Genomic DNA, 13,166 nt, shown 5'->3' with positions numbered 1-13,166 from the left:
CGCGGCCGAGCCGACTCCGCGGAACCGTCGAGTCTCGGGCGCGACGACGAGGGCGCCGCACCCGGTCGGGTGCGGCGCCCTCGTGGCGTCAGGAGCGCGTGGTCGCCCCGGGGCGACCGCGGATCAGACGCGGACGACCGCCTGCGTCTTGCCGAGCACGCGCGCGCCGTCGAACGTGACCGTGAGGTCGACGCGGACCGTGCCGGCGTCGGCGTCGACCGCCCCGACGGTCCCGGTGACCTCGAGCGTCGCGACACCGGGGTTCGGCACCGGCACGGGGCGGGTGAAGCGCGTCTGGTAGTCGACGACGGCGCCCGGGTCCCCGGCCCAGTCCTCGACCAGCGCGACGGCGGCGCCCATGGTGAACATGCCGTGCGCGATGACGCCCGGCAGGCCGACCTCGGCCGCGAAGGCGTCGTTCCAGTGGATCGGGTTGAAGTCGCCGCTCGCGCCGGCGTAGCGGACGAGGCGCGCACGGTCGACCTCGACCGTGCGCGTGCCGATCACGTCGCCGACGGAGAGGTCCGCGAGGACGGGGCGGGTGACGTCGGTGCTCATGCGCCCTCCCCGCGGACGGCGAGGGTGGAGGTGACGGTCGAGACCGGCTCGGTGCCGCCGTCGGGCAGGAGCGCGGCGATCTCGCAGCGCGTGGTGACCATGGCGAGGCCGGCTCGCTCGGTGATCGAGTCCACGTGCAGCACGGTCACGAGCTCGTCGCCCGCGACGATCGGCCGGTGGTGCGTGAAGCGCTCGTCCGCGTGGACGACGCGCGAGAAGTCGATGCCCGCCTCCGGGTCCTCGATGAGCTGCCCCTCCGCCCGCTGGGCGACGACGACCGCGAAGGTCGGAGGTGCGACGAGGTCCGGATAGCCCGCACCCCGCGCCGCCACGAGGTCGTGGTGCACGGGGTGGGTGGCGCCGACGGCGCCCGAGAACTCCCGCAGCTTCTCGCGTCCCACCGAGTACGGCGCGTTGGCGGGGTACTCGCGGCCGACGTAGGCCAGGTTGACGCTCACTGCGGTGCGCGGGCGCGGAGCCGGAGGCTCAGCGGGTCTCGCGGTGCGCGGTGTGCTTGCCGCAGCGCGGGCAGAACTTCGCGAGCTCCAGGCGGTCCGGGTCGTTGCGACGGTTCTTCTTCGTGATGTAGTTGCGCTCCTTGCAGTCCACGCAGGCCAGCGTGATCTTGGGGCGAACGTCAGCGCTCTTGCTTGCCACGGTAGTGAGCCACCTCTCGCGCCTCCGGAGGGCGCATGTGCTGTGCAGGTCGCACGACGCCGGCCGCCGTACGAGGTTGTCGAAAGTGGTAGCGGAGGCGGGGATCGAACCCGCGACCTCACGATTATGAGTCGTGCGCTCTAACCATCTGAGCTACCCCGCCGCGTGACTGAACGCGAGGCCGTCTCGCCAGTATTCCAGCAAGACGACCCCGCGTCACCACAGAGCCCCGAAAGGGAATCGAACCCTTGACCTTCTCCTTACCATGGAGATGCTCTGCCGACTGAGCTATCGGGGCAGCGCGGAAAACTTTACACGGAACACGGCGTCGAACGAAATCGGCGCCGTTCCGCCGTTCCTGGACCCTCCAGCACCGCTCTCCACCGGCGTCGCGCACCGTCCGACGACGCCGGGCCGTGCCGCGCACCGGGAGTGCTGGCGCCGACGACGACCCCGGGCAGACGACGACGGGGCGCCACCCGTGGGTGACGCCCCGTCGCTCCAGTGGCAGGTGAGGGATTCGAACCCCCGAAGGCTGAGCCGTCTGATTTACAGTCAGATCCCTTTGGCCGCTCGGGCAACCTGCCGTGTGGAGTTGTCGCTCGCCGGAACGGACTGCACGTGGTGCAGCCCCTGCCGTGCGGGCGAGCCAACGATACAGCCCCGTCGGACCAGGTGCGAAATCCGGGTCCCGGCGACCGTCCGCGCGTCCGTCCGTACAGTGGTCCGGTGACCCACCCCGCCCCCGCGCCGGACCACCTGCCCGGCACCGGGAACCCCGGCCCCACGCCCGCCGGCGCACCGTCATCGCCCGCCCCGGCCGCGCCGTCGGGCCGTGGGCGCGGAGCCCCCGCCCCGACCGACCGCTGGGGGCTCCTGCTCGGCGCCGGCGCGTTCTTCCTGTGGGGCGCGATGCCCCTGTACTTCCCGCTCCTGGAGCCCGCGGCGCCGCTCGAGATCATCGCGCACCGGGTCGTGTGGAGCCTGCTCTTCTGCCTCGTGCTCCTCGCCGCGACGCGCCAGCTCGGCGGGTTCGTCACCGCGCTGCGCACCCCGCGCACGCTCGGTGTGCTCGCCGTCGCGGCCGTCCTCATCGTCACCAACTGGACCGTCTACGTGTACGGCGTCCTCAGCGGCCACGTGCTCGACGCCGCGCTCGGGTACTTCATCAACCCCCTCGTCACGGTCCTGCTCGCCGTCGCCGTGCTGCGCGAGCGGCTGCGCCCGGCGCAGTGGGCGGCCGTCGGCATCGGCGTCGCCGCCGTCGTCGTCATCAGCACGGGCTCGGGCGGCCTGCCGTGGATCGCGCTCGTGCTCGCGGCGTCGTTCGGCCTCTACGGCCTGGTGAAGAACCGCGTGGGCCGGACGGTGGAGGCGCTCCCCGGCCTCGCCGTGGAGACGGCCGTGCTCACGCCGGTCGCCCTCGCGTACCTGGTCTGGCTGAGCGGGACCGGCGCCGGCACGTTCGGCGCGGAGGGTGCCGGCCACGCGCTCCTGCTGGCGTCCGCCGGGATCGTCACGGCCCTGCCGCTCCTCCTCTTCAGCGCGGCCGCGCGCCGGCTCCCGCTGAGCGTCGTCGGGCTCCTGCAGTACCTCGGCCCGGCGCTGCAGTTCCTCTTCGGCCTCCTCGTCTTCCACGAGCCCATGTCGCCCACCCGCTGGGCCGGGTTCGGGCTCGTGTGGGTCGCGCTCGTCGTGCTCTCGGTCGACGGGCTGCGTGCGGCACGCGCGACGCGCCTCGCGACCCGACCCTGAGCCCGCTCGACTACGGTGGGACCCAGCACCCGTTCCCGGCCCAGAGAGGACCTACCCATGGCCGACTCCTCGTTCGACATCGTCAGCAAGGTCGACCGCCAGGAGGTCGACAACGCGCTGAACCAGGCCGCCAAGGAGGTCGCGCAGCGCTACGACTTCCGCAACGTCGGTGCCTCGATCGCGTGGAGCGGCGAGAGCATCGTCATGGTCGCCAACTCGGCGGAGCGCGTGCTCGCCATCCTCGACGTCTTCGAGACCAAGCTGGTCAAGCGCGGCATCTCCCTCAAGTCGCTCGACACGGGCGACAAGGAGCCCAAGGCGTCGGGCAAGGAGTACCGCCTCGCGGCGACCCTCAAGGAGGGCCTGTCGAGCGAGAACGCGAAGAAGATCACCAAGATCATCCGCGACGAGGCGCCCAAGGCCGTGAAGACCCAGATCACGGGCGACGAGGTGCGTGTGACGAGCAAGTCGCGCGACGACCTGCAGACCGTCATCGCGCTGCTCAAGGGCGCCGACCTCGACGTCGCGCTGCAGTTCACGAACTACCGGTGACCCTCCCGCGCGTCGTCGCGACGGACCTCGACGGCACGCTCCTGAGGTCCGACGGGACCGTCTCGGAGCGCACGCGCGCCGCGCTGCGTGCCGCCGAGGACGCCGGGGTGGAGGTGGTGTTCGTCACGGCGCGCCCGCCGCGCTGGCTCGACCAGCTCGCCGACGTCGTCGGCGGGCACGGGCACGTCATCTGCCTCGGCGGCGCGGCGGTGTGGGACCTGGCCACCGCGAGCCCGCTCGACGTGTGCGGCTTCGCCGCGGACGAGGCGGCCGCGCTCGTCGCCGACCTGCGCGCCGCCGTCCCGGGCGTCGCGCTCGCGTTCGAGAGAGTCGACGGGCCGACGTTCGACCCGGGCTTCCGCTCCACCCCGGACGACGACGCGGACGTCGTCGCCGTGGTCGAGTCGACGCTCGCCGCGCCCGGCGCCACCCCCGGCACCGGCACCCGGCAGCCCGTCGGCAAGATCCTCGCGCGGGACCCCGGCGCGCCGGTCGAGGACGCCCCCGCGACGCAGCCCGTCGTCGTCGCGGACGGGCAGACGACGGCGCAGGAGACGTTCTTCGCGCGCGTGCGCGACGCGGTCGGCGACCGGGCTCACCTCGCCTACTCCGGGGCGGCGGGCCTCGCCGAGCTGCTCGCCCCGGCCGTGACGAAGGACGCCGCGCTCGCGCGCTGGTGCGCCCGGCTCGGCGTCGACGCCCGCGACGTCTGGGCGTTCGGGGACATGCCCAACGACCTGCCCATGCTGCGCTGGGCGGGCCGCTCGTTCGCCGTCGCGAACGCGCACCCCGACGTCCTGGCCGCGGCGACCGACCGCACCGCCGCGAACGACGACGACGGCGTCGCCGCCGTCCTCCTCGACGCGCTGGAGGTCAGCGCGCCGGGCGGCGCCCCCGCGCCGTGACCGCCAACCCGACGTGGAAGGCGACCGCGACGTACGCGGCGAGCAGGCCGACCCAGCCCTGCGCGAGCGCCTGGTCGTCGAGGACGCGCCACGTGCCGACGGCCGCCCCGACGGCGGTGAAGACGCCCACGAGGACGTAGAGCGCCGTCTCGCGCGCGACCGGGCCGGGCGCGCGCCGCGTCAGCGCGAGACCGACCGCGGCGGACAGGCACACGAGACCCGAGACCGTCACGGCGGTGACCACGTCGTCGACGATCCACCCGCGGCCGTGCCGTTGGCGCAGCACGAGCGTGGGCCCGCCGACGGCGAGGAGCACGAGGGCGAGGTCGCGCGCGAGATGCGTCCGGCGGCGGGGCACGGGGTCATCGTGCCACCTGCCCCGCGCGTCGGCGCTGTGCGTCTGCCGCGCCCGTGGCCCCGCCCGGTACGCCGCCTCGCGCCCGTCAGTGGTAGGTGATGCCGCCGTAGCCCGGGCCGTGACCGGCCATCGTCTCGAGCCGCTTGATGCGCTCCGCCATCGGCGGGTGGGTCGCGAACATCTTGGCGACGCCCGCGCCGCGGAACGGGTTCGCGATCATGAGGTGCGAGACGTCCACGAGGTCGCGGTTCTGCGGGAGCGGGGCCCGCTGCGTGCCCGCGTCGAGCTTGCGCAGCGCGGACGCGAGCGCGAGCGGGTCGCCGGTGAGCTTGGCCCCGTCCTCGTCGGCGTCATACTCGCGCGTGCGCGAGATGGCGAGCTGGATGAGCATCGCCGCGACCGGCGCGAGGACGACCATCGCGATCGCCGCGAGCGGGTTCCCACCACGGTCGCGGTCGCCGCCGAAGATCAGCAGGAACTGCGCGAGCGAGGTGATCACCCCGGCGAGCGCGCCCGCGACCGACGACGTGAGGATGTCCCGGTTGTACACGTGCATGAGCTCGTGCCCGAGCACGCCGCGCAGCTCGCGCTCGTCGAGGAGGCGCAGGATGCCCTCCGTGCAGCACACGGCAGCGTTCTTGGGGTTGCGTCCCGTCGCGAACGCGTTGGGCGCCTGCGTGGGCGAGACGTAGAGGCGCGGCATCGGCTGGCGCGCCTCGGTCGAGAGCTCGCGCACGATCCGGTACATGGCGGGCTGCTCGAGCTCGCTCACGGGGCGGGCGTGCATCGCGCGGATCGCGATCTTGTCGGAGTTCCAGTACCCGTAGAACGTCGTCACGAGGCCGATGCCGACGAACAGCCACAGCAGGTTCGCCTTGGCGCCGAACAGCGCCCAGAGGCCCAGGACGATGGCCCACATGACGCCGAACAGGCCGGCCGTCTTGAGACCGTTGAAGTGCTGACGCCCCACGCTGTGCTCCCTTCCGTGCCTCGGGCACCCGCGTGGTCCGCCGGGCGCCCGACGGGCGCCGACCCCGTCGGCGCCCACCTGGTGAACGCCCGAGGCGACCGTCCCGTTCCCGGCCGCGGCCGTCGTCGTCCCTGCCGCGCACGACGACGGCGCCCCATCCTCCGGGGTGGGGCGCCGTCGTCGCGTTCCCTGGGCCTTGCAGGCCGTGGGGTCAGCCGACCTGGGTCTCGCCGCGGGCCACGCGGATCATGTCCTCGCGGGGCACGACCTTGATGCGCTCGCGCCCGTGCGGCTCGCCGAGGGCACGCTCGTACGCGTCGAGCAGCTCCCACCCCGACCACTCGATGTGGTCGACGCGGCGCTCGCGGAGGAAGTCCACGACCGCCTCGGGGTCGCCGAGCGGCGCGACGCGCCCTGCGGCCAGGTCCGCCGCCGCGACGTCGCCGCCGTCGCCCGCACCGGTGACGTCCTCGACGAGGTGGCGGATCGTCTCGGACGCGTCCGACTTCGTGTGGCCGATGAGGCCCACCGGGCCGCGCTTGATCCAGCCGGTCGCGTAGACGCCGGGGATGTGCTCGCCGTCGATGTCGATGACCCGGCCCTCGCGGTTCGGGATGACGCCCTTGAGCTCGTCGAACGGGATCTCGGGCAGCGGCGAGCCGAAGTAGCCGACCGCGCGGTACACGGCCTGCACGGGCCACTCGTGGAACTCGCCCGTGCCGGAGACGGTGCCGTCGCCGTTGAGCTGGGTGCGCTCGGTCCGCAGCGCCTCGACCTTGCCGTCGCCGAGGACCGCTGCCGGGGCGTGGAGGAAGTGCAGGTGCAGACGGCGCGAGGCCGTGTTCTCGCTCGGGTCCTTGAGCGTCCAGTCCGTGAGGGTCTTGACGACCTGCTTGGTCTGGTTCGACGAGCTGATCGCGGCCATCGAGCCCTCGTCGAACTCGAAGTCCTCCGGGTAGACGATCACGTCGACGTCGGGGACGTGGCCCAGCTCGCGCAGCTCGAGCGGCGAGAACTTGGCCTGCGCCGGCCCACGGCGGGCGAACACGTGCACGTCCGTGACCGGCGAGGACTTGAGGATCTCGTAGACGTTCTGCGGGACCTCGGTCGGCAGCAAGTCGTCCGCGTGCTTGGCGAGCACGCGCGCGACGTCGAGCGCGACGTTGCCCGCGCCGAGGACCGCGACCTGCTGGGCCTCGAGCGGCCACGTGCGCGGGACGTCCGGGTGGCCGTCGTACCAGGACACGAAGTCGGCCGCGCCGTAGGAGCCCGGCAGGTCGATGCCCTCGACGGGCAGCGCCGCGTCGCGGATCGACCCCGTGGAGAAGATCACCGCGTCGTAGTACTGGCGCAGGTCGTCCAGCTTGAGGTCGACGCCGTAGTCCACGTTCGCGAGCAGGCGGATGTCGCCGCGGCTCAGCACCTTGTGGAGCGCCACGATGATCTGCTTGATGCGCGGGTGGTCCGGCGCGACGCCGTAGCGCACGAGGCCGAACGGCGCGGGCAGACGCTCGAACAGGTCGATGCTCACGTCGAGGTCGGTCTTGGACAGGATGTCCGCGGCGTAGATCCCGGCGGGACCAGCGCCGACGATCGCGACGCGCAGTGGACGGATGCTGCTCACAGGACGGTGCGCCTTCCGGTCGAGGACGGGGGTCTCTCCCGCGCGGCCGACGGGCCGTTCCGCGTCGGCCGGTTCGGGTACCGGCCGCAGGAGACCTCTCGATTGTACGACTGGGGTGAGGGTCGCCTCACTCGGGCCCTCTCCTCCATGACCAGGGTCTCACCGGTCTCGCCTGGTGGATACCTCGTCTTGTGATCCGGGCGAATGTAACGCCGGGGCTCAGCGGTCGAGGCGGAGGCTCTCCTGGACGGCGCGGATCTCCGCCGCGGCCCACGGGTGCTGCAGGAGCGTGCACGTCCCCGTCGTCTGGACGAGGTCCGCCACGGGCCCGCGCGGGACGACCACGGTCCGCACCGACTGCACGAGCACCGCTCCCCCGCCACCCTTGAAGGACGCCTCGACCCACCGCCCCGGCAGGCCGTCCACGTCCACGTCGCCGCCGTCGAGCTGGCGCAGCCGTGGCAGCGGCTTGAGCTTGCGCAGCACCTCGGCGTGCACGTCGTCCAGCGTCTGCTCGGCCCGGATACGCGAGACCACGACGATGACGTTCGGGTTGAACTCCCCCTCCTCCACCTCGCGCCCCAGCGCGAGCGGCAGGGCGACGTGCGGCAGCGGGACCCAGCGGTCCGGCGCGTCGACCCGCACCCCCACCGGCGCGGGGAAGTCGTCGCTCGGGTAGCGCAGCTCGGTCATGCGTCAGGTCCTCTCGGTCGCTCTCGTCGCGCTCCGGCGGAGCGGGGCGCGCCAGCAGTCTCGCAGACCGGCTGAGCCTCGACCGCCAAGCCAGGGGCCGGCGGGACCGTCCCGAGCCCGGACACGCCGAGGGCGCGGGACCCGTCTCGGGTCCCGCGCCCTCGGTGGAGCTCAGCGGATCAGCTGTTCGAAGCCTGCTCCTGCTGCTGCGCGTTCTGCGTGGCCTTCTGGCCCGCGTCCGTCAGCGTCTGCGCGACGTTGTTGAGCTGCGTCTGCGCCGCCGGCCAGTCACTGCCCTTGAACTGCTGGGCGTCGGGGCCCTCCCACGGCACGCTCTGGATCTGCGAGTTCAGGTTCTGCATGGTCGTGCGGATCTCGTCCGCCTTCTGCTGCAGCGTCTGACCGAGCCCACGCAGCTCCTCGACGTTCGCGCCCCACATGCCACCAGCCATGGTGTTCTCCTTCTGTCTCTCGACCCCCACCCTGCGTGGACGTCGTCCCGTTGTCGATGGCCTTACTCAACCATCGGCCCGCGCGCCCCGTCGATGGGGAGGTGTCCCCATGAGGTCCCCGCGGGCGTCACGTCGCTACCGCGGGAGCGCGACGTGCAGCTTGCGCGCCCGCCCGGAGACGACGAGGAAGCCGCGTCCCGGCGGGAAGTCCGCGCGCCGGATCCGGCCGAGACCGGTCCCGAGCAAGGTGTCGCCGTCGAGGTCGCCCGGCGTGAGGAGCAGGCCGCTGCGACCCGCCTTGAACGGCTGCGCGATGGCCCACGCCTGCCCCCACGTCGACGACTCGGCCTCGCCCACGACGAGCTGCTCCGCGCGCGTGGCGGCCCGCACGAACGCGACGAGCGGCTGCTCCGCCGGCGTCCCCGTGAACTCCGTCACCGACTCGACGAGCACGGTGAGCGCGCCGGGCCGCAACGATCCGCCGTCGAGCGCCTGCGTGAGCGACTCGAGGAGCGTCACGACCTCCTCGGGCGACGTCGCCGCCGTGTCCCAGGCGTCGAGCGCCGAGATGCTCGTGCGGCGTGGCGAGAGGTACACGACCCGGCCCGCACGTGCCCGGCGCACGGCCTGGGCGATCGTGACGAGCGCCGTCGTGCGACCGCCCCCGGGCGGGCCCGAGAGCATGAACGTCCCCCGGGCGGGCAGCGCCACCGGGGCGATGTCGAGGTCGTCGAGGCCGATCGTCGGCCGTCCCCCCGTGACCTCGGGCAGCGCGTCCAGAGCGAAGCTGTCGGGCAGCCGCTCGACGCCGGGCGCCTGCTGGATGCCGAGGCGCGTCATCGCGTCGCGGAGCTTGCCCAGCTCGCGCGCCTGGAGCGCGACGTTCGGGTCGCCGCCCAGGACCGCGATCTGGACCTCGTTCTCGTCGAGCACGCCGCGCCCGGGCGGGGACGTGAGCGACAGGACGTCCTTGGGGACGCCGAGCGTCAGGTAGTCGTCCTCGCTCGCCAGGCGCAGCACGAGGCGCTTCTGGATCGTCGAGCCGAGGGACGTCGGGACCGACGCCGCCCGGTCGCCCGCGACGACGACGTGCACGCCGACCTGGCGGCCGTCCGTCGCGATGGCCGTGAACGCGCCCCACACGGGGAACGCGTGCGCGGGCCGGAACTCGTAGGACTCGCGGAACGCGCCGATGCCGTCGACCAGCAGCAGGATGCGCGGCTCGTCGGGCGCGTTCGCGAGGCGCCGGTACTCGTCGAGGCTGCCGGCGCGGACCGAGGCGTAGCGGGCGGAGCGCTCGTCGACGAGGTCGCGCAGCGTGCGCAGCACGCGCTGGACGCGCTCCTCGTCGTCGCCCGTGATGACCGCGCCGACGTGGGGCAGGTCCTCGAGCATGCGCAGGCCGCTCGCACCGCTGTCGATCGCGTAGACCTGGACGGGGCCGCCGCGCGCCGTGATCGCGGCGGAGACGGCGATCGTCCGCAGGGTCGCGCTCTTGCCCGAGCCGCCCGTGCCGTAGATCGCCATGTTGCCGTCGCGGTCGGGCTCGTAGAAGACGGTCGGCTGCGCCTGGGTCGTCGGGTCGTCCTCCACCCCGAGCAGCAGCATCGTGTCGGTGCGCGGGTTCGGCAGGCGCGCGAGGTCGTACGTCGGGGCGAGCTCGGCCAGCCACGGCTTGCGCGGCACCGGGACCGCGGCCTCCGTCGCGGCCCGCGAGATCGTCGCGACCACGCGCGCGATGTCGTTGGGGCCCGGGTCGGTGACCTCCTCGACCTCGGGCTCCGGCAGCTCCCAGCGGATGTCGGAGCCGAACGCCATCTCCTGGATGTCGATGCGCGACCGCTCGGGCTGGGCCGTCGTCCAGCCGCCGGCGTAGCCGGTCTGGAACGGCGTGATGCGACCCGGACCGGTCTTCACCGCGCCGCGGCCGGGGATCGAGGGGTCGAAGTGGGCGGCCATCGGGATGCCGAGGATGTCCGTCGAGTCGTCCTCGTCCGCCATGCGCAGCGCGACGCGCAGGTTGGTGTTGGCGCGCAGGTTGTCCTTGATGACGCCCGCCGGACGCTGGGTCGCGAGGATGAGGTGCAGACCGAGCGAGCGACCGCGCTGGGCGACGTCCACGACGCCGTCGACGAACTCCGGCACCTCGTTGACCAGCGCCGCGAACTCGTCGACCACGATGAGCAGGCTCGGCGGCGCGTCGGGGTCGCCGGTCCGCTCCAGGGACGCGAGGTCCTTGGCCTTCTTCCGGTTGAGCAGGTGCTCGCGGTAGCGCAGCTCGGCCCGCAGCGACGTGAGGGCGCGGCGCACCAGGTGCGGCGACAGGTCGGTGACGAGGCCGACGGTGTGCGGCAGGTTGACGCAGTCCGCGAACGCGGCGCCGCCCTTGTAGTCCACGAAGAGGAACGTCACGCGGTCCGGGCTGTGCGCCGCCGCCATCCCGAGCACCCACGACTGGAGGAACTCGGACTTGCCCGCACCGGTCGTCCCGCCCACCAGCGCGTGCGGGCCCTGCGTGCGCAGGTCGAGGTAGAGCGGCTCGGTGCCCGAGTGCCCGACCAGGCCGCGCAGGTTCGTCGGAACCTTGCGGCGCACGGGCGGGGACCCGTCGCGCGGGGTGAGGGACCCGTTCTCGCGCCACGCGTCGATGAGACGGCCCGGGTCCTCGGCCAGCGCGGTGCCCGCGAGCGTGAGGTAGGAGACCGAGCGCGGGAGGTCGGAGTCGTCGTCGACGGGCGCGCCGACGTCGACCACAGGGGCGAGGATGCGCGCGACCTCGTGGGCGGTCGCGAGGTCCACGGTCTCGCACGCCACCGGGAAGGACAGCCGGCCCACCCGGACCTCGCCGCTCGTGGCGCCCGCGCTCGCGCCCGGCGCGGCCGTGCCCGCGGCGTCGGCGGTGTCCACGAGGACGAACGTGCGGCACGCGGCGGGAAGCTGCTCGACCGAGGGCGCGACCCAGACGACGTGCACGCCCGCGTCCGCGCCGCGCTCCACGAGGCGCGTGAGCCGAGAGCGGTCGACCGGGGCGTCGTCCTCGACGAGCACGACGACCGTCGGCAGCACCGGCTTGGGCGTGTCCTCGCCCTCCTCCGGGTCGATCGGCCCCCGCAGCTCGGCGTGCGTGTCGAGGTCGGCCCCCCGCGCCTCGACCAGGTCCTCGAGCTGCGACAGCAGCGCCTGCGCCGCGCCGGGGTTGTCGGCGAGGTGGTCGCCCCCCAGCGGGCTGTGCGGCGAGCCCGTGTGCGGCAGCCACTCGAGCCACTCCCAGTCGGCGCGCGAGCGCTGCGACGTCACCGCCGCGAGCACGAGCTCCGACGGCGAGTGCAGGCCCGCGAGCTGGACGAGGATCCCCCGGGCGACCGCGTCGACGGCGGCCCCCGCCCCGGCGACGCCGAGCGCGCCGTCCGTGCGCAGGCGACCGACGACCGGGACGCCGGAGATCGTCGCGCACTGCGCGTGCAGCTTCTCCAGCTCGTTCCAGTACTCGGGCAGCGTGTTGTTCTCGCCCGGCTGCTCGAGCTGGGTGCGCGCCGGCGCGGTGCCGAGCCCGATGCGCACGGCGAGGAACGCCTCGTGCTCGGGGCGGTGCGTCCACATGAGCCCGCCCAGGCGCCGGACCGCGTCGACCGTGTCGCCCACCGACGGCGCCTCCGAGAGGCGCACCGCACGCTCGACGGCGTGGGTGCGGTCGATCGTGTCGCGCATGGCGACGACCGCCGCCTCGAACTGCTCGCGCTGGGCCTTGAGCTTGCGCCTGGCCTGCACCTTCTGGTCGAGGTAGTTGCCGAGCATGAGGATCGGGCTCAGGCCGATGAAGACGATCGACAGGACGTTCTTCGTGACCGAGTAGAGGATCACGCCCATGAGGAGCGGCGCGACCATCGCGAGGTAGGGGAAGCGCTGGGGCTCCGGCGGCTGCGGCGGCTTGGGCGCCTTGAGCTTGCGCTCCGGGAAGCGGGCGACCACGCGCGGCGAGCGGTTGAACTCCACGACCGGGCTCGTCGGCGCCAGGCTCGTCGTGCGGTGCAGCGCGACGACCGACACGACCGTGCTCCCGATCGTCACCGTGTCCGACGACGTGAGCGTCGAGCGCATCATGCGCTGCCCGCCCATGACGAGCCCGTTCGCCGAGTTCGTGTCCGTGATCTCGATCGACTCGCCGACGGTGACACGGGCGTGCCGCTTGGAGACCTGCGGGTCGCTCAGGCGGATGTCCATGTTGCGGTCGCGGCCGAGGTAGCTCGTCCCCACGGGGAGGGGGAACTCCCGACCGGCGTCCGGCCCCTCGAGCACGCGCAGGACGGCGACGGCCGCGCCGCGGTCCTGCCCGGGGGCGTCGAACTGCTCGGAGACGCGCACGATCGACACCGTCGACCCGGACCGCAGCCCGGCCTCCGTGAGGTCGCTCGTGGGCGACAGCACGCGCCCCTGCCCCGACCCCGACGACGAGGTGCCGACCTGGAGCGTGAGCCGGTCCGGGACGGCCGTGCCCGACCGGGTGGGGTCGCCCGCGAACAGCGCCTCGGCGACGTCGCGCACGGTGGCCGTCGCGTCGGCCGTGACGGCGACGTTGGTCGTGCTGGCGTCGGGTCGGTGCAGCGTGAGCTTGATTCGCACGAAGGTTCCTGTTCAGGTCCGG

At 73.4% G+C, this 13,166-nt stretch carries 12 protein-coding genes and 3 tRNA genes; 3 read left to right on the top strand and 12 right to left on the bottom strand.

Going from position 1 to position 13,166, the window contains the following annotated elements; translation table 11 throughout:
• Window positions 1-123 precede the first annotated feature (123 nt).
• The 6 genes from NF338_RS17590 to NF338_RS17565 form a co-directional block, all read right to left on the bottom strand.
• Complete coding sequence (locus NF338_RS17590) at window positions 124-558, bottom strand: MaoC family dehydratase (protein WP_087471287.1); 435 nt, start codon at window positions 556-558, stop codon at window positions 124-126.
• A complete protein-coding gene (locus NF338_RS17585; protein WP_087471286.1) occupies window positions 555-1,016 on the bottom strand; it encodes a MaoC family dehydratase N-terminal domain-containing protein in 462 nt (153 codons plus the stop codon). The genes NF338_RS17590 and NF338_RS17585 overlap by 4 nt, the downstream gene beginning before the upstream one ends.
• 28 nt (window positions 1,017-1,044) lie before the next feature.
• A complete protein-coding gene (rpmG, locus tag NF338_RS17580; RefSeq protein WP_021482899.1) occupies window positions 1,045-1,215 on the bottom strand; it encodes a 50S ribosomal protein L33 in 171 nt (56 codons plus the stop codon).
• An 86-nt stretch (window positions 1,216-1,301) separates the two neighbouring features.
• Window positions 1,302-1,378: transfer RNA gene (locus NF338_RS17575), tRNA-Met, on the bottom strand.
• Between the two features lie 62 nt (window positions 1,379-1,440).
• A tRNA-Thr gene (locus NF338_RS17570) sits at window positions 1,441-1,513 on the bottom strand.
• Window positions 1,514-1,720: 207 nt separating this feature from the next.
• Window positions 1,721-1,802, bottom strand: a tRNA-Tyr gene (locus NF338_RS17565).
• A 142-nt stretch (window positions 1,803-1,944) separates the two neighbouring features.
• Here NF338_RS17565 and rarD point away from each other — a divergent pair.
• The 3 genes from rarD to NF338_RS17550 are packed head-to-tail and all read left to right on the top strand — an operon-like array spanning window position 1,945 to window position 4,427.
• Complete coding sequence (gene rarD, locus NF338_RS17560; RefSeq protein WP_264031969.1) at window positions 1,945-2,970, top strand: EamA family transporter RarD; 1,026 nt, start codon at window positions 1,945-1,947, stop codon at window positions 2,968-2,970.
• Window positions 2,971-3,027: 57 nt separating this feature from the next.
• A complete protein-coding gene (locus NF338_RS17555) occupies window positions 3,028-3,522 on the top strand; it encodes a YajQ family cyclic di-GMP-binding protein (RefSeq protein ID WP_087471284.1) in 495 nt (164 codons plus the stop codon).
• Window positions 3,519-4,427, top strand: a complete 909-nt coding sequence (locus NF338_RS17550) for an HAD family hydrolase (protein WP_264031968.1) — start codon at window positions 3,519-3,521, stop codon at window positions 4,425-4,427. The genes NF338_RS17555 and NF338_RS17550 overlap by 4 nt, the downstream gene beginning before the upstream one ends.
• Here NF338_RS17550 and NF338_RS17545 read toward each other — a convergent pair.
• The 6 genes from NF338_RS17545 to NF338_RS17520 all read right to left on the bottom strand — a co-directional run bounded on the left by NF338_RS17545 (window position 4,396) and on the right by NF338_RS17520 (window position 13,144).
• Entirely contained in the window at window positions 4,396-4,785 is a 390-nt protein-coding gene (locus NF338_RS17545; RefSeq protein ID WP_264031967.1) for a hypothetical protein, read from the bottom strand. The two genes, NF338_RS17550 and NF338_RS17545, sit on opposite strands and share 32 nt — an antisense overlap.
• An 85-nt stretch (window positions 4,786-4,870) precedes the next feature.
• The gene (htpX, locus tag NF338_RS17540) at window positions 4,871-5,755 is read right to left on the bottom strand and encodes a zinc metalloprotease HtpX (protein ID WP_087471281.1); all 885 of its coding nucleotides are present in this window, start codon (window positions 5,753-5,755) and stop codon (window positions 4,871-4,873) included.
• A gap of 211 nt (window positions 5,756-5,966) precedes the next feature.
• The gene (locus NF338_RS17535) at window positions 5,967-7,379 is read right to left on the bottom strand and encodes an FAD-dependent oxidoreductase (protein ID WP_264031966.1); all 1,413 of its coding nucleotides are present in this window, start codon (window positions 7,377-7,379) and stop codon (window positions 5,967-5,969) included.
• 219 nt (window positions 7,380-7,598) lie between these two features.
• Window positions 7,599-8,072, bottom strand: coding sequence for an LpqN/LpqT family lipoprotein (locus NF338_RS17530; protein WP_087471279.1), 474 nt, complete (start codon window positions 8,070-8,072; stop codon window positions 7,599-7,601).
• Window positions 8,073-8,251: 179 nt separating this feature from the next.
• Window positions 8,252-8,524 (bottom strand): WXG100 family type VII secretion target, encoded by a 273-nt coding sequence (locus tag NF338_RS17525; RefSeq protein WP_021482523.1) that lies wholly within the window; start codon window positions 8,522-8,524, stop codon window positions 8,252-8,254.
• A 135-nt stretch (window positions 8,525-8,659) separates the two neighbouring features.
• On the bottom strand, window positions 8,660-13,144 hold the full coding sequence (locus NF338_RS17520; protein WP_264031965.1) for an FtsK/SpoIIIE domain-containing protein: 4,485 nt from the start codon (window positions 13,142-13,144) through the stop codon (window positions 8,660-8,662).
• Window positions 13,145-13,166: the final 22 nt, after the last annotated feature.

It is taken from the genome of Cellulosimicrobium sp. SH8 (assembly GCF_025818875.1).
GTDB lineage: Bacteria > Actinomycetota > Actinomycetes > Actinomycetales > Cellulomonadaceae > Cellulosimicrobium > Cellulosimicrobium cellulans_D.
This window is presented reverse-complemented; position numbering and strand designations above follow the sequence as displayed.

What these genes read in the sequence shown, in the direction of transcription:
- NF338_RS17590 (WP_087471287.1), bottom strand. Translation starts at nt 558, where the DNA reads ATGAGCACCGACGTCACCCGCCCCGTCCTCGCGGACCTCTCCGTCGGC.
- NF338_RS17555 (WP_087471284.1), top strand. Translation starts at nt 3,028, where the DNA reads ATGGCCGACTCCTCGTTCGACATCGTCAGCAAGGTCGACCGCCAGGAG.
- NF338_RS17530 (WP_087471279.1), bottom strand. Translation starts at nt 8,072, where the DNA reads ATGACCGAGCTGCGCTACCCGAGCGACGACTTCCCCGCGCCGGTGGGG.
- NF338_RS17525 (WP_021482523.1), bottom strand. Translation starts at nt 8,524, where the DNA reads ATGGCTGGTGGCATGTGGGGCGCGAACGTCGAGGAGCTGCGTGGGCTC.